General features: G+C 41.1%; 15 protein-coding genes and 1 riboswitch. Of the genes, 9 read left to right on the forward strand and 6 right to left on the reverse strand.

The genetic code is table 11. The features are described 5' to 3' along the window. Positions 1-108: 108 nt before the first annotated feature. Positions 109-972, reverse strand: a complete 864-nt coding sequence (locus AB5N96_RS06360; RefSeq protein ID WP_499704976.1) for a DegV family protein — start codon at positions 970-972, stop codon at positions 109-111. A 102-nt stretch (positions 973-1074) separates the two neighbouring features. Between AB5N96_RS06360 and AB5N96_RS06365 the strand changes: the two genes are divergently transcribed. The 6 genes from AB5N96_RS06365 (at position 1075) to AB5N96_RS06390 (ending at position 7780) form a co-directional block, all read left to right on the forward strand. Continuing rightward, on the forward strand, positions 1075-2679 hold the full coding sequence (locus AB5N96_RS06365; protein ID WP_499704977.1) for an ATP-binding protein: 1605 nt from the start codon (positions 1075-1077) through the stop codon (positions 2677-2679). Continuing rightward, positions 2663-3340: a response regulator gene (locus tag AB5N96_RS06370; RefSeq protein ID WP_204590569.1), complete on the forward strand. Its 678-nt coding sequence runs from the start codon at positions 2663-2665 to the stop codon at positions 3338-3340. The genes AB5N96_RS06365 and AB5N96_RS06370 overlap by 17 nt, the downstream gene beginning before the upstream one ends. A gap of 327 nt (positions 3341-3667) precedes the next feature. Then, a complete protein-coding gene (locus AB5N96_RS06375; RefSeq protein WP_499704978.1) occupies positions 3668-4699 on the forward strand; it encodes a tripartite tricarboxylate transporter substrate binding protein in 1032 nt (343 codons plus the stop codon). Positions 4700-4754: 55 nt separating this feature from the next. After that, positions 4755-5210: a tripartite tricarboxylate transporter TctB family protein gene (locus AB5N96_RS06380; RefSeq protein ID WP_204590571.1), complete on the forward strand. Its 456-nt coding sequence runs from the start codon at positions 4755-4757 to the stop codon at positions 5208-5210. Between the two features lie 14 nt (positions 5211-5224). Beyond that, positions 5225-6751: a tripartite tricarboxylate transporter permease gene (locus tag AB5N96_RS06385; protein ID WP_499704979.1), complete on the forward strand. Its 1527-nt coding sequence runs from the start codon at positions 5225-5227 to the stop codon at positions 6749-6751. Between the two features lie 120 nt (positions 6752-6871). Beyond that, positions 6872-7780, forward strand: a complete 909-nt coding sequence (locus AB5N96_RS06390; RefSeq protein WP_499704980.1) for a GAF domain-containing protein — start codon at positions 6872-6874, stop codon at positions 7778-7780. Positions 7781-7797: 17 nt separating this feature from the next. Here the strand turns inward: AB5N96_RS06390 and AB5N96_RS06395 are convergent, their stop codons facing one another. Then, positions 7798-8658, reverse strand: a complete 861-nt coding sequence (locus AB5N96_RS06395) for a DegV family protein (protein ID WP_499704981.1) — start codon at positions 8656-8658, stop codon at positions 7798-7800. 208 nt (positions 8659-8866) lie between these two features. Here AB5N96_RS06395 and AB5N96_RS06400 point away from each other — a divergent pair, with 208 nt between their 5' ends. Then, positions 8867-9139, forward strand: coding sequence for a hypothetical protein (locus tag AB5N96_RS06400; protein WP_499704982.1), 273 nt, complete (start codon positions 8867-8869; stop codon positions 9137-9139). 134 nt (positions 9140-9273) lie between these two features. Continuing rightward, complete coding sequence (locus AB5N96_RS06405; protein WP_499705093.1) at positions 9274-10767, forward strand: sensor domain-containing phosphodiesterase; 1494 nt, start codon at positions 9274-9276, stop codon at positions 10765-10767. A 39-nt stretch (positions 10768-10806) separates the two neighbouring features. Here AB5N96_RS06405 and AB5N96_RS06410 read toward each other — a convergent pair whose 3' ends face one another. From AB5N96_RS06410 to queF, 4 genes are all read right to left on the reverse strand, one after another. Next, positions 10807-12006, reverse strand: a complete 1200-nt coding sequence (locus AB5N96_RS06410; RefSeq protein ID WP_204590576.1) for an MFS transporter — start codon at positions 12004-12006, stop codon at positions 10807-10809. Positions 12007-12068: 62 nt separating this feature from the next. Further along, positions 12069-12788 (reverse strand): class I SAM-dependent methyltransferase, encoded by a 720-nt coding sequence (locus tag AB5N96_RS06415; RefSeq protein ID WP_204590577.1) that lies wholly within the window; start codon positions 12786-12788, stop codon positions 12069-12071. 76 nt (positions 12789-12864) lie between these two features. Then, entirely contained in the window at positions 12865-13497 is a 633-nt protein-coding gene (locus tag AB5N96_RS06420; RefSeq protein WP_204590578.1) for a queuosine precursor transporter, read from the reverse strand. Positions 13498-13508: 11 nt separating this feature from the next. Beyond that, the gene (gene queF, locus AB5N96_RS06425) at positions 13509-14009 is read right to left on the reverse strand and encodes a preQ(1) synthase (protein WP_204590579.1); all 501 of its coding nucleotides are present in this window, start codon (positions 14007-14009) and stop codon (positions 13509-13511) included. A gap of 96 nt (positions 14010-14105) precedes the next feature. Continuing rightward, positions 14106-14152: riboswitch (PreQ1 riboswitch) on the reverse strand. Between the two features lie 168 nt (positions 14153-14320). Here queF and AB5N96_RS06430 point away from each other — a divergent pair. Beyond that, a complete protein-coding gene (locus tag AB5N96_RS06430) occupies positions 14321-15409 on the forward strand; it encodes a CapA family protein (protein ID WP_499704983.1) in 1089 nt (362 codons plus the stop codon). The last annotated feature ends 53 nt before the right edge of the window (positions 15410-15462 follow it).

Genomic DNA, 15462 nt, shown 5'->3' on the forward strand with positions numbered 1-15462 from the left:
TTGTAGAAGAAACTTCGGAATATGCCGAAGAAAAATCAAAATTTGAAGAAGAAAACCCCAATCTTGTCGAAGAACGACCGCTCAGTCCTCCCCCTGCCTACCTCAACTTTACTTTTCCATAAAGAACAACGACAAACCTCCTGGTCCAACATGTGTTGCAACGGCCACGCCCATCTGCATAATATAAATATCGCCAGTAAATGTCGTTTCCGATCGCAATTTGTCTTGCAAATCAAGAGCTACTTGACGGTCCGTCGTATAACCTATTAAGACGAAGTTTGTTTGCTCCGTGTCAATTCGCTTTGAAAACTCTTCGATATAATGTTTGAAAACACGGTTGCGTCCCCGTTCTTTGGCAACGACCGCACCTTTTCCATCGTTCATGGACATGATTGGCTTAATATTCAGCAGTTTGCCTATAACTGCGCTCGCTCCTGAGATCCGACCACTACGAATCAAATGACTCAGATCATCTACAGAAAGATAATGTTTCACTTTTGTTTTATGAGTCTCTACGAAGTGGACAATATCTTCAAATGAGTAGCCATTGTCTCTCATCTGAGCGCTCTTCATGAGCAACCAACCACTTCCATGGCTCATAGACTTAGAGTCTAGAATATGGATTTTCACATCCGATTCAGGATGCTCCTCTAAAAATTGTGATTTCCCTAATTCTCCAGATTGATACGAAGCGCTTGTTCCACTGGACATACAGATACATAAAATTTCTTTGTGTCCGTCATCTACTGCTTTTTGAAACACGTCAGCATACAGTCTTGGACTTGGTGCACCAGTAGACGCCTGCTCGCTTCCCGCTTGTAGTCTTTGAAAATAACTGTCTGTCGTAATATCAATCCGGTCTTGATAATCTGTTCCTTCTATGGTTACTGTTAAAGGTATAAGATCAATAGAATAAGATGTCAGCACATCTTGAGAAATATCACATGTAGAGTCAGCTAGTAATTTCATCATAATTAGGTTCCACCTTTTTTTGCAGTTCTAATCAGTGTAAGCGATTTCGTTAGTAGTTGTTAGTGACATCTGTCATGAATAATGAAGGAGTTATATTAAATTATGAAGAACACTACTTTACAGTTTCGAATCATGAAGTATATGCTCGCTCTCACCATCACTGTAGTTATCCTTGTTATTACAGCATCCTACTTCGTCATGGCCCATAGTGTGAAACAAGAAATTGGAGAACGCGCGTTAAATATTGCAGAAACCACAGCCCAACACCCAGACGTCATTCGAGCTTTACAACTACCCGAATCCACCTCTGAAATACAACAACTTGCTCTCGACATCCAACAAGAGGTCAAGGCCCAGTATGTCGTCATTGGAGATGAAAATGAGATCCGCTACGCACATCCTATCACAGAGCGAATCGGCCAGAAGATGGTCGGTGAAGATAACGACAAGGCACTTCTAGAAGGGCAATCTTATATTTCTGAAGCCACTGGAACACTCGGTAGAGCTATACGAGGAAAAGCACCTGTTATTGATGACAACGGGACCATCATCGGAGTAGTTTCCGTGGGGTTTTTACAAGACACGGTCTTTCAGACTAATCTTCAGTACGCCAAATATTTGATCTTAATATTTGCGATTGCAGCTCTTGTAGCAATGGGAATTTCACAATTTTTGACTCGTCGCATCAAACATCAATTGCTTGATTATGAACCAGAAGAAATTGTGTCCTTGTTAACTCAGAGGAATGCTCTACTTGCATCGATTCGAGAAGCCATCATCGTTACAGACACATCCGGACAAATTGTTTTGAGTAATCCAGCGGCCGATGCTTTCTTTCCTGGAAAGACTTCGATTCAAGGTCTAGAAATCCAAGAAGTCATTCCTAATACAAGACTTCTCGATATTATGAAATCTGGACAAACGGAACTCGATAAAGTCATGGTGATTGGTGGCAATGAGACATTGGTCAACCGAATTCCTATAGTACGAAACGGAGAAGTAACTGGAGCGATTGCTAGCTTCCGCAAAATAGAGGATATTGATACGATTGCAGAAGAACTTGCACAAACCAAGCAGTATTCAGAGTCTTTACGCGCACAGACACATGAACATCAAAACTTCTTGTATATGATTTCAGGATTACTCCAGCTTCAAGAATATGAGGAAGCAGTTGACCTTATCCACCAACAACAGACAGAAAATGCATCATTGATCACATTCATTTCTCGTCACATCCAAGAACCTTACATCAGTGCTATGGTAATTGGATTTTATAACCGTGCGAGAGAACTTAAGGTTGACTTAGAATTAGATGAAGATAGTTCCTGCGGCGTGCTCCCTTCGACAATTGAAAAACATCTCCTGATTCCGGTTATCAGTAATTTAATAACCAATGCGTTTGAAGCGGTTGAAAAACTCCCTCTCAAAGACCGTAAAGTACGAATATATGTGAAAGATACAGAGAAAGAATTGGTTGTAGAGATAGAAGATTCAGGGGAAGGAATCGATGTAGCTAGACTTCCCGAACTATTAAAAGGGAAACAATCTACAAAAGATGCGAAGACACGTGGCTACGGCTTAGCAATCGTGCAAGAAAACGTAGCCTTATTAAATGCCACCCTCTCTTTAGAAAACGGAGATCTTGGTGGTGCACTATTTGTACTTGCCATTCCAAAGGAGGATGTACCTGATGACACGTCCCATTGAAGTGCTGATTGTGGAAGATGATCCACGAATTGCACGGATTCATGAAAAGTTTGTAGCTTCAGTCGATGGCTTTACTGCAGTAGGAATCGCTCACACTGTTGAAGAAGCGAAGATGTGGATGGATGAGTTGCAACCGCAACTCGTTTTAGTCGATGTTTATTTACCTGATGACCTAGGAACTCAGTTTGTAGATTATGTGAAGCAGTTGTACCCCTATACTGATGTAATTTTGATAACAGCTGCAACTGAAGTAGATGTAGTTCGCAAAGCTTACGCTGCTGGCATAGAAGATTATCTACTGAAACCCGTCACCATGCAGTCGTTCACCGATAGTTTAACCAGCTATAAAGAAAAAAAGCAGTTGCTAACCTCGACAACAGAATTTACGGAATCTCAAATCCGACAGTTGTTTAAGAAGACCTCACAACCCGATATGGAAGCCGCTCCTAAAGGTATTGATCGCCTGACTCGTGAAAAAGTGTCTAGCGTCATCTCAAAACATCCTGACGGCATTACGGCAGAACGATTAGGTGCGGAACTAGGCATGAGCCGCTCTACTGCAAGGCGCTATTTAGAGCACCTAGTGACTGAAAACACTCTTCTTGTCGAACAAGTCTATGGCTCTGTCGGCCGACCAGAACGTCGCTACTTTCTAAAATAGTTACTCTCCAAAACTAAAATTTAAAATGACTTATACTAAAATTTCAGGCCTGAAATTTACTATAAAGAGTGTAGGGGTGACTCCAGCGGGATTATAAGCGGAAGCTGAGACCGAGGCTCAGCCCGCGCCCGCGGAACGCTTCCCCTACACGTAAGATTACAAAGACAAGCAGTTTCTCAAAAATTGAGAAACTGTTTTTTCATGAACACAATTGAACAAAATGAAAAAAACGAAAAAAATAGAGAGTATGTTCCAAATATATTCAATTTTCTAAAAATCATTTACTCTTACCTAAAGCAAATGAAAGCGCTTTACAAAAAGGGGGAAATGACAATGAAACTTGGAAAAAAACTTGCAACACTAGCGGCGAGTGCCGCACTACTTGTCAGCTTAGCAGCCTGTTCAAATGGGGAGAACGCAGCTTCTGTCAAAGAACCAGCTGATTATCCCAAGAATAACTTAACCATCGTTGCGCCCTCTGGTGCAGGAGGTGGATGGGATCTAACAGCTCGTGCCATCAGTAAAGTCATGAACGAAACGAAACTGATCGATAAAGCCATCACAGTTGAAAACCAACCGGGTGGCGGAGGTGCCGTCTTCATGGCAACGTACGCTACAAAAGAAGCGGAAAACGACCACATGTTAATGGTGAAATCACCACCTATTTTAATCAACAACTTAAAAGCTGAAGGAAACAGCCCTTATGGCTATAAAGATACAACACCACTAGCTCAGTTAACTAAAGATTTCGGAGCCATCGTTGTAAAGAAAGATTCACCTTACGAGACATTGACTGACCTACTCGATGCTATTAAAGAAGATCCAACATCCATCACTTTAGCAGGTGGTTCTGCTCCAGGTTCTATGGACCATTTACTAACCATCTTACCTGCCTATGAATATGGCATTGATCCAAAATCTGCAAAGTATGTTTCTTATGATGGTGGCGGCGAAGCGATGGCAGCCCTACTTGGATCGAATGCAGATGCTATTGGGACAGATGTATCAACTGTCACTTCGTATGTGAAGAGCGGTGACGTTCGTGTCCTAGCTGTCACATCTCCTGAAAAATTGGATCTTGAAGGACTTGAAGATGTTCCAACACTTTATGACTTAGGAATTGATGCAGAATTCACAATCTGGCGTGGGTTGTTCGGACCGAAGAACATGTCGGAAACCGCTAAAGCCTATTGGGAAGAAAAACTGGATGAAATGGTGAAAAGCGAAGAATGGAAAGCCGAGCTTGAGCGCAACGGCTGGGCTGATGAATACCGTGCTGGAGAAGACTTCACTGCTTTCTTAGAAGAGCAAGAACAAGTCATCACTGAAATTTTAACAGCATTAGATATGCAGAAATAAGACACGGTGCGGGCATGAAAATGCTCGCACCCGTCATTTATGGAGGTATTACGCTATGACGCTACGTTTTGACCGAATAGCAAGCATCGTATTTTTTATCATCGGTGTTCTGTTCTTTACAGAAGCCCTTAAAATCTCGGACAGTGCTTACGGGTCTTCAGTTGGACCAAAAATCTTCCCTATGGGATTGGGTGCTTCACTCATAGTTTTAAGTGCACTACTTATAGTTCAAAGTTTTAAAGCAAAATCTGTCAAAACAGCTGGAGACGAATCTGACTCTCCTCAATACAAACGTTTCTTGATCATTTTAGGGGCAGCCATTGGCTACGTCCTTTTATTAGAACCGCTTGGCTATGTAATCACAACATTTGTCTTTTTAGTTATTGCATTTCAAACGCTGGAGCGTGGTAAATGGCTCCCCTCTTTACTAATAGCAGCGGCTTTTTCAGGAATCATTTATTACGGCTATGTAAACATTTTAGGTGGATCTTTACCAGGATTCCCGATTTAGGACGGTGATACAAGATGGGAACAATTGATTATTTACTCAACGGATTTTTAGTTGCTTTTCAGTGGCACAATATTCTTTTTGCACTTCTCGGTGTAATAATCGGAACAGCTGTTGGCGTCCTCCCTGGTATTGGACCGATGAGTGGTGTGGCACTACTCATCCCTATCACAGCTACTCTAACATCTGGTCTACCAGTCGAAATGGCAGCTACAAGCTCGATCATTCTGCTTGCAGGTGTGTACTACGGAGCCATGTATGGAGGATCTACTACATCTATCTTACTAAATACACCCGGTGAATCGTCTTCTGTTGTGACAACATTAGATGGGTATCAGATGGCTCGCCAGGGGCGTGCTGGTGCAGCACTTGCGATTTCAGCTATTGGTTCATTCGTTGCTGGTATTGTGTCATTGATTGGACTGGTGCTTCTTGCACAGCCCCTTTCAAAAATCGCAATTGACTTTGGTCCAGCTGATTACTTTTCCCTGATGCTATTAGGTTTGGCTGCTGTAAGTGGACTCGCAGGGAAATCTGTGACGAAAGCTTTGATTATGACGGTGGTCGGTCTAATGCTTGGAACGATTGGAATCGATGCAGTCTCTGGTATCGCTCGTTTTACATACGACTCCCCTATCCTTTTTAGTGGAATTGAGTTCTTAACGATAGCTGTAGGGCTCTTTGCACTTGGTGAAGTATTTAAGACGATCTTTGAAAAAGAGACTCACGATGAACCTGTAGCTAAGATCACGCGAATTCTCCCAACAAAATTAGACTTGAAACAAAGTGCGGGACCAATCGGACGTTCTTCAATTTTAGGATTTTTCCTTGGTGTTCTCCCTGGCGCAGGAGCGACGCTCGCTTCCTTCTTCTCTTATATTTCCGAGAAGAAATTAAGTAAGGATCCAGACTCATTTGGTAAAGGAAATATCGCTGGAGTTGCCGGTCCAGAATCAGCCAACAATGCCGCTTCTGGCGGGGCCATGATTCCTCTCTTGACACTAGGGATTCCGGGTTCAGGTACAACAGCCATCTTGATGGGTGCATTCATTATGTACAACATTCAGCCAGGCCCATTGTTATTTGAAGAACACCCTCAAGTCGCTTGGGGCTTGATTGCAAGTATGTTCCTAGGGAACTTGATGCTATTGATCTTGAACATGCCGATGGTGCGAATTTTCGCGAAAATCATTGAAACACCGAAAAAGTATCTGTTACCTTTAATCATTGCGATTTCTGTATTCGGTGTCTATGCCGTACAGTACACTACGTTTGACCTGCTGCTACTTATTGGCTGTGGTGTCTTTGGTTACTTACTGGCGAAACATGATTATCCGCTAGCTCCATTAGTGCTTGCATTAGTACTAGGACCAATGATTGAAAACAATATGCGTCGTGCTTTGACAATTTCAAATGGAGATTTTAGTATCTTCATTACAAATCCGTTATCTTTAACTTTCTTGATTGTTACATTGCTATGGCTAGTAGTTCCATTGATCCTACGTATGCGAGGAAAAAACGTAATTATTAGCGAAGAAGCTTAATTTTTATCCAGTCACATTTTGTGATTGGATTTTTTTACATTTGTTTGAAAAAAACTCATGCTTGTAATTCGTGAATATGGTATCTTTATGATACGAATAATAATCGAAGGAGGGGCAAAAATGGGGCAAACGATTGCCGTATTGCATATTGATCGGTCCAAAAAGCTACTCAGTCCTCTCCTAGATCGGTCTTCACTATTTTCACACCTAACAGAAGATGAAGAATCTATCATTTGGGATAAAAGTAACACATCAGATTTCAGTCCGTTTCAACTTGTTCTTCACCATGGGTTATACGAAATTGTGATGGGTACTACACCGAGCGGAAACCATTTTGCTGTGTTTACGGCACACGAAGAAAAAGCTCTTCGTTCTTTATTTGAGATTGAATCTACAATGCGAAACCAACAGATGAAATTATTTGAGCTCGCGAAATCAAGAACAATCACTAAAGAATCGTTAAAAGAAACAATAGAGAGTGCTTGTGAGACCATCGCTCAATTAATTCAAGTGGAGCGAGTTGGTATTTGGTTATTCAATACCTCTCAATCGATTCTTGAAGCACAAAATATTTACGACGCGCGTTATGCGGAACATCTAGTCGGAGACAAAGTCGATGACATCCACTACCCTACTTATTTTGAAGCGGTTCAAAGTGCGCGGTCATTAGCTATTCATGATGTAGCGACGGACCCTAGAGTTGCCGAGATGTACCCATCTTACTTTGAAGGGATGGGGGGCATTCTCGGTGCCTGTCACCATTTACCAGCAGTTCCCATATGGTGCCTGTCACCCATCCTGAGCGGTCGTTCATCGGATAAATGCTTGATTTATTCTACACTAACCACAATTTATTCTACCGAAAGTGACTTTTCTTCTACCGAAGTCATATTATGGAAACTATTTATTCTCGGTGCCTGTCACCATTTACCAGCAGTTCCCATATGGTGCCTGTCACCCGAGATAAACCGAAACAAGCCCCTCACTACCCGCAAAAAAAAGACTGCAACGACTCAAAAAGAATCGTAGCAGTCCATTTTTATAATTTACTTCTCCATAAATAACATAGAAAGCCCACCAGGCCCCACATGCGTTGCGACCGCAACACCCATTTGCATAATATAAATATCGCCAGAGAACGTCGTTTCGGCTTGAATTTTTGTCTGTAAGTCAAGCGCTACTTGGCGATCCGTCGTATAGCCAATTAACAAAAATGTTGTGTTCGTAGAATCATTTCGTTTCGAAAACTCATCCACATAATGCTTCAGTACCCGATTTCGGCCACGCTCTTTTGCAACCACTGCACCTTTGCCTTGCTTCATTGACATGATTGGCTTAATGTTTAACAACTTTCCAATAAGTGCACTCGCGCCTGAAATGCGCCCACTTCGAATCAAATGACTCAAGTCGTCCACTGATAAGAAATGCTTTACTTTAGTTTTATGTGATTCTACAAATGTCACGATGTCTTCAAAAGAATGACCTTCTTTTTCTAGCTCTGAACTTTTCATGACAAGCCAACCACTTCCATGACTCATCGATTTTGAATCGACCACGTGGATCTTTACTTCCGATTCAGGATTCTCTTCAAAAAACTGAGTACGGCCGAGTTCACCAGATTGATACGAAGCACTCGTACCACTCGACATACAGATACATAGAATTTCTGAATATCCGTCTCGTATCGCTTTCTCAAAGAATTCGACATATAGCGATGGGCTCGGAGCACCTGTAGATGCTGCTTCGCTACCCGCTTGAAGCTTTTCAAAATATTGATCTGTTGTAATGTCTAATCGATCTTTATAATCCGTACCCTCTATCGTTACAGTTAAAGGAATAATATCAATCTCATAAGCTGTGATGACGTCTTGTGATAAATCACACGTCGAATCTGCCATTAATTTCATAAAAATAAGTTGCCACCTTTACGTATTTCCTATTAGTGTAAGCGATTTCGTGTTTCATTATTAGTGACAACTGTCATATAAACTTGATGTAGTTGTGAATTATTTGTGATTTTTAGCATTTAGTAAAGTTTCTAAACTATTCATACTGTTAAAAAACGTCGAACATGGTATCTTTATGATAATCACTTGAAACGGAGGAGGGGTATTCATGGGGCAAACCATTGCAGTTATTCTTATCGACCCTAGCACCCTCGATTTTCATCCACTAATCGATACTACGAATATCATTTCATTACTTACCAATGAGCAAAAAGAACAGTTCATGGAAAAGCATAAAACAAATGAAAATTCATCGTTCACCTTTTCAATTCAAGAAATAGCCTATGAAGTAGAAATTACTAAAACACCCTCTGGGGATTTATTTGCGGTTCTTAAGTCTCTACAAGAGTCTACAAGAGAAATCCTTAAAGTCTCTTCTTGAACTTGAATCGACAATGCGTGAACAACAAATGAAGTTGTTCGAACTCGCACAATCACGGACCATCACTAAAGAATCATTACGTGAGACTTTTGAGCATGCCTGTCAGACGATAGCAGAACTTATCCAAGTTGAGCGTGAGAGATGTACCCCCAATACTTCAAGGCCATGGGGGTATACAGTCCATGTTAGACGCCCCCATTATGATGAGTACGGGTATAGGCGGGGTGTTATGCTGCGAGACATTGTCGAAAAGGCATTGGTCAGAGTTAGATCAAACTTTAGTGGGCACACTTGCTGATATGGTTGCTTTTTTATATGAACGTATTTACCGCATCGAGACCGAAGAACGAATGAAACATCTAGCTTACGTAGACCAAACTACGGGACTCATGAATCAAAATGGCTTTGAACAGACGGTTGCTTCTATCCTTACAAATTCTGAAGATGGAAAGTTAATTTATTTAGTGATCGATCAGTTTGTGACTATTCAAGAAGTATTGGGATTTGATGGTGGCGATCAGGTGCTTCAACAGATTGCCGATCGATTGACTGCACTCTTCCCAAACCCGTCCCATGTAGCTAGATTGGCGATGGACCACTTCGTACTATTTGTTCCAAGTTTCCTTGCTACGCCTTTAGACGACCTGTTAATCCAATTGAAAAAACCTTATATCATCAAAGGTCAAGAAGTGTATGTTTCGTACAGTTATGGAAGTGCGACCTATCCAATTCATGGGACTAGCGTAAAAGAGTGTTTGCAAAATGCGCAAATTGCACTTAGCTATGGAAAAAAGTTAAGCACTCAAAGTATTTCCTCTTTATATAATCCATTTATGAAAGAGGCCAGCCAAATTCTGTTCGATACTGAATTTAACCTTAGAAAAGGGTTGGATATGCAACAGTTCAGTTTGTATTACCAACCGCAAGTGAATGCACGCACTGGAGAAGTTGAAGGCTTTGAAGCGTTAATACGTTGGCAGCATCCCGAAAAAGGAATTATTCCTCCTATCGACTTTATCCAGCATGCAGAATCGACCGGCCTTATCTTACCGATTGGTGAATGGGTCATTGACCGCGTATTTTACCAACTAGAACAGTGGAGAGACCAAGGAATTGACCAATGTAGCATTTCAATTAATGTTTCACCACGACATTTTTTACACGAAAAACTGATTCCTCATTTAGAACTTTGTTTACTCAAATATAACGTGAAATCTTCTGACGTCATTATTGAGATAACAGAAAATGTTGCGATGGGCGATTATTTAGCTGCGCAAAGTCGGATAGCCGAACTCCATGCTCTAGGATTTAAAATTAGTATCGATGACTTTGGTACAGGATTTTCTGCGTTTATCTACTTGCAGCATTTTACTATCGATGAGATCAAAATTGATCGGCAATTTATTTTAGATATCGAGAGCAATAAAAAAAGCTTAGGTATTGTGAAATCCATCCTAGACTTGGCGAACCTTTTAGACTTACGTGTTGTAGTCGAAGGAGTCGAAACAGAAAATCAACTGCATCTTCTTTCTCAGCTCGGATGTGAAACGATTCAAGGCTATCTATATAGTCGCCCATTAGATACCAACCAATTGAAAACTTGGTTACATGAAAGAAGCGCCCACTAGTTGTGAGCGCTTCTTTTACAAACCATTTATCAATACAAGTTATTTTCTATAATAAAGTATAAGTATAGGTAGTAGCAGTAAAGCCATACTCATACCTACAATACCAAGATGTGCATAACTTGTGAGTCCCACTATAATTCCAGAAACTAGGCTCCCTAGCGTTCCAGCAATTGCCACAAGCACATCAATCGTCCCCTGATACTTTGCCCGCACCTCTATACTCGTCGAGTCGATGAGAAGGGATGTCCCAGCAATCAAGCCAAAGTTCCAACCAAGACCTAACAAAACAAGAGGAATCACCATCTCAACTAAACTGTCTCCAGCAGCTTGAAGTGTAAGAATTCCTGTTATTCCTAAAGTCACACTAGCTGCAATGATCATTGGAGAGCGGCCGATTTTATCTACAAGCACTCCGGTAATGAGTGAAGGTAGATACATGGCGGCGACATGAAGACTGATGACAAGTCCGACCGCACCAATTGCGGCACCGTGTCCTTCCATATGAATAGGTGTCATCGTCATAATAGCTACCATTACAAACTGTGTAATGACGAGAACTAGAGCTGCTAGAATAACTCCTTTTTTTGAAGTGACCTCTAGAAGGCTCGTAGCCGTTGGTTGTTGTGTTTTAGCAAGTTCTTTTGCAAGGAGAAATGGGTCTGGTTTTAAACCAATAAATAGTATCAAACCTGCAATGAAGTATGCACTGGCCGCCAAAATAAACGGACCTGTTAATGTAGGAAGCGAGAGGGATTCTGCTACTCGTCCCATCGGTCCCACTAAATTTGGTCCTGCGACTGCACCTAGTGTAGTCGAAACAAGTGCAATACTTACAGCTTTTCCTCGTTGTGTCGGAAGTGCAAGGTCTGTTCCCGCATAACGTGCTTGAAGGTTTGTTGCTGTCCCAGCACCATATATAAATAATGCTACAAAAAATAAAGGAATCCATTCCAACGTCGTCCCAATGATAACGCCTATCGCCCCTAACGCTCCTAAGAAGAAACCGATACTAAGTCCAATGCGGCGTCCAATCTTTTGTGTCAGTCGTCCTATAGTAAAAGCGGTAGCGGCCGAACCCAGTGTAAAGAGCGCTGCTGGAACACCCGTCAGTGTCGTGAGCCCAAATAAATCCCTCGCAATCAAAGCTCCAACAGTTATTCCTGCCGCAAGTCCAGCTCCCCCAAATATTTGGGATAAGACTACTATCCATAAAGTCCTCTTGTAAATATTTTCTCTCATGTTTTTCTTTCCTATTCTGTACGAAGTAGTTTCTTATTTACCTTACACTAGTGATGCATTTGTTACGATAGTTTTTTCAAAAGAATGTGATAGAAGTAGGAAAAGAAAGTAGTATTGTTTTGTAGCGCGACTTCTTCTTCTAGCCAGTGATACGATTCATCTAAATAGTCCATTATATAGCTAAGCCCTTTTACTTCTACGTCATATCTCTTTCCTAGTTGATTGCTCCAATGCAATAAATCTTCCAGAGGATAGAGTATGCGCAAATCTGAGCTTTTTTGAACTCTCTCTTTCACTTGTTCTACATGTAGATCATAGATCTTTCCTATAGTTTCTAACTGTATATCAGCAGTTGGCGACAATGCCCGAAAATTTTCTTCGAGCGCTTTTGCAGCTGGATTTTCTGAAATGATGGAGAGTGTTCCTCCCTGATTTAGTTGATTGGCAAGCTTTTGTATGAGCTGTTGTGGATTTTGTGAATGTGCCAGCACATTATGACAACAAATCAAATCATAGGATTCTTCTAAAGCCAACTTTGACTGATCATGGTTGAGAATCTGATAGTGGATAGACAGATTTTGATTAGATGCCTCATAGCGACATTTTTGAATTTTTTTATAGTCTTTGTCAGTGCCCGTTATAGTTGCACCCGGATAGGTTTTACTAAGTTGTCTTGTCAACCATCCTTCTCCACATCCGACATCTAAAATTTGAGGCTGCGTCTTTAGAGCAGGTAATTGATGGAGTAGTAAGTTTGCGTAATGATGGGGTATGTAGGTCATTTCTTCACCTCAGTGCATTTGTTTTGACTCCATCATAGCATGAAAAAAACTCCCCATTTTTTGGGGAGCTAAATACTTACGACACAGCAATGACTTTTTGTTGCTTTATACCTTTTCGTATCCCATACACCACTCCATAAACTAATGGCGTAGTAGCAATTGATGCAAAAAACTTTACAACATATTGTGTTGCAATCATTCCGATAAGAACTCCTACCGGAACCGTTCCTGCAAATGCAATCGTAATAAAAATAGTTGTGTCGAGTAATTGACTAGCCATTGTAGACGCATTATTTCGAAGCCACAATTTCTTTGCACCATGACGCTTTTTCAGCTTATCAAACACATAGACATCCAAATTTGTACTGATGAAATATGAAATCAAACTAGCTACAATAATACGGATACTGCCACTTAAAATCTCCTCAAACGCTAACTGGCCTTCCCAAAACGATGCGGAGGGTAAGGCAATTGTGATGCCGATAAAAAGAATTGCAGCAAGTTGCGTGACGAGACCAGCGCGAACCGTCTGCTTAGCTTGTTCTTTCCCGTACACCTCGACAATGACATCAATAATTGGGTAGGTAAAGATATAGATCACGACGGCTGCAGGCAAAATCGCAAATTCTCCGATTGAAAACAATTTAACTGCCACAATGTTTGCAAGAATCAGCAGGCCTACAAATAATCCATTTAGATAAAGTAACATGCCGCGACCTCCTACCGGTTATCCACTTTTTCAGGATAGAGATCGTGATTCATTAAACGGTGGAATGCCATCTCTTCATATTTTGTACCTGAGCGTCCGTAGTTGCACCATGGGTCAATCGAAATTCCACCACGTGGTGTAAATTTGCCCCACACTTCAATGTATCGAGGGTTAAGTAGAGTGATTAAATCATTCATGATGATATTTACACAATCTTCATGGAAATCCCCATGATTACGGAAGCTGAATAGATACAATTTTAATGACTTACTCTCGACGATCTTTTGATCTGGAATATAAGAAATATACATCGTGGCAAAGTCTGGTTGACCTGTAATTGGGCAGAGACTAGTAAACTCCGGTGCATTGAATTTCACAAAGTAGTCCCGATTTGCGTGCAGACTGTCGACCGCCTCTAATACTTCTGGTGCGTAATCTTGTGGATACTTAGTACCTTGATTTCCGAGCAATGTAAGCTCCTCTAATCCTTGTTCGTGTGTTCGTCCTGACATAAAAAAATCCTCCTTGAAATGTACTTGTTCAAGAGAGGAAAAAAATACGAATGCATACAAAAAGCCATGCCCGGAATGGACATGGCGAAGTGACATGTATCCATAGTTTTTTATAGAGGGTGTCCGCTATGAACCTCTCCTGCACAAGCAGGTTTATTTACTTTCTCAGTATATCAAAATTCCGATTAGTTTAGAATGTATTTTTTCAACTCTCTCATTCTCATATTAAAAATTATTAGATATTTTTTCCTATACAGTGTACCTAGTATTTATTATGATTAAAGCAATGAAATGGAAGAGAGTTGATTACTATGAAGTGGTTCTCATGGACTGCTTGGGCAAGTTTGCTCATTGTTATCAGTGTTATTGCATATTCAATTGGTTATCAAAAAGTTCAAGAGCTTTTGCTTCCTACCTTTTCCTATGAGCTCACTTTTCATCCTATCGACCGTTCTTCTCAAAATTTCGAACTTCCTACTCGCACAGTAACCATTGGAATGGCTGGGGATGTCTTGTTGCATAAAGATCTAAACAATTATGAAGATTACCGTCCATCCTTCAGTGGTGTCCGAGAAATGACCCAATCATTGGACTTCTTCTTGATCAATTTAGAGTCTCTAGCAGCTGGGGAAGCATTTGAGCTTTCTGGCTATCCAAATTTTAATAGTACTGACACAATTGTCGATGGGTTAGTTGATCTCGGGTCCGACTTAGTCATGGTCTCGAACAATCACACTCTTGATAAACGAGCAGCCGGATTGCGCCAATCGCTTGCAAATTTACAAGCGCGGGATTTACCCTATGTTGGCGCTTATGCATCTGAAAAAGACGCTGCCACGAAACGCATCTTTGAAGTAGATGCGCTTACAATCGGGGTTGTTTCCTATACATATGGGCTAAATGGACACATCGTGCCAGCCGACCAACCCTATCTTGTAGATCTTATCGATGTAGCAAAAATTCAAAGTGATATTCGTGACTTGGATGCGGAAGTAGATCTTGTAATTGCACTTATGCACTGGGGAACTGAATACGAATTAGAGGAAAATGAGGAACAAAATTACTTAGCAACGATTGCACACCAGGCAGGAGCAGATATCATTTTTGGTGGACATCCGCATGTTCTACAACCTTATGAAGTAATGGAATCTGGCGATAAAAAAACACATATCTTCTATTCCCTTGGAAACTTCTTTAGTGGGCAGACAATTGAAAACACCAATTATGGCGGCGTTGCCGTTCTGTCTGTTGAAACAGATGGCGACGACATTCTAGCTATTGAGCCTTCTTTTTATCCAACAGAGGTGACATTTACTCCCGACCGTGTTGTTGTAAACCCTATGCCAGAGTCTCAAGCAAGCTTTTGGACAAATCATATCGGCGTACCTCTTTATGAGTAATTGAAAAGTTCCCAGGGAAGGTTTCAAAACGCGAATTTCCTTGCGTAGTGAAA

This window comes from Chryseomicrobium imtechense (assembly GCF_041475995.1).
GTDB lineage: Bacteria > Bacillota > Bacilli > Bacillales_A > Planococcaceae > Chryseomicrobium > Chryseomicrobium aureum.

Coding starts and splice junctions, on each gene's coding strand:
- AB5N96_RS06420 (WP_204590578.1), bottom strand. CDS start 13,497: ATGTTACTTTATCTAAATGGATTATTTGTAGGCCTGCTGATTCTTGCA.
- AB5N96_RS06390 (WP_499704980.1), top strand. CDS start 6,872: ATGGGGCAAACGATTGCCGTATTGCATATTGATCGGTCCAAAAAGCTA.
- AB5N96_RS06375 (WP_499704978.1), top strand. CDS start 3,668: ATGACAATGAAACTTGGAAAAAAACTTGCAACACTAGCGGCGAGTGCC.
- AB5N96_RS06360 (WP_499704976.1), bottom strand. CDS start 972: ATGATGAAATTACTAGCTGACTCTACATGTGATATTTCTCAAGATGTG.
- AB5N96_RS06410 (WP_204590576.1), bottom strand. CDS start 12,006: ATGAGAGAAAATATTTACAAGAGGACTTTATGGATAGTAGTCTTATCC.
- AB5N96_RS06400 (WP_499704982.1), top strand. CDS start 8,867: ATGGGGCAAACCATTGCAGTTATTCTTATCGACCCTAGCACCCTCGAT.
- AB5N96_RS06380 (WP_204590571.1), top strand. CDS start 4,755: ATGACGCTACGTTTTGACCGAATAGCAAGCATCGTATTTTTTATCATC.
- AB5N96_RS06395 (WP_499704981.1), bottom strand. CDS start 8,658: ATGAAATTAATGGCAGATTCGACGTGTGATTTATCACAAGACGTCATC.
- AB5N96_RS06365 (WP_499704977.1), top strand. CDS start 1,075: ATGAAGAACACTACTTTACAGTTTCGAATCATGAAGTATATGCTCGCT.
- AB5N96_RS06385 (WP_499704979.1), top strand. CDS start 5,225: ATGGGAACAATTGATTATTTACTCAACGGATTTTTAGTTGCTTTTCAG.
- AB5N96_RS06370 (WP_204590569.1), top strand. CDS start 2,663: ATGACACGTCCCATTGAAGTGCTGATTGTGGAAGATGATCCACGAATT.
- AB5N96_RS06430 (WP_499704983.1), top strand. CDS start 14,321: ATGAAGTGGTTCTCATGGACTGCTTGGGCAAGTTTGCTCATTGTTATC.
- AB5N96_RS06415 (WP_204590577.1), bottom strand. CDS start 12,788: ATGACCTACATACCCCATCATTACGCAAACTTACTACTCCATCAATTA.
- queF (WP_204590579.1), bottom strand. CDS start 14,009: ATGTCAGGACGAACACACGAACAAGGATTAGAGGAGCTTACATTGCTC.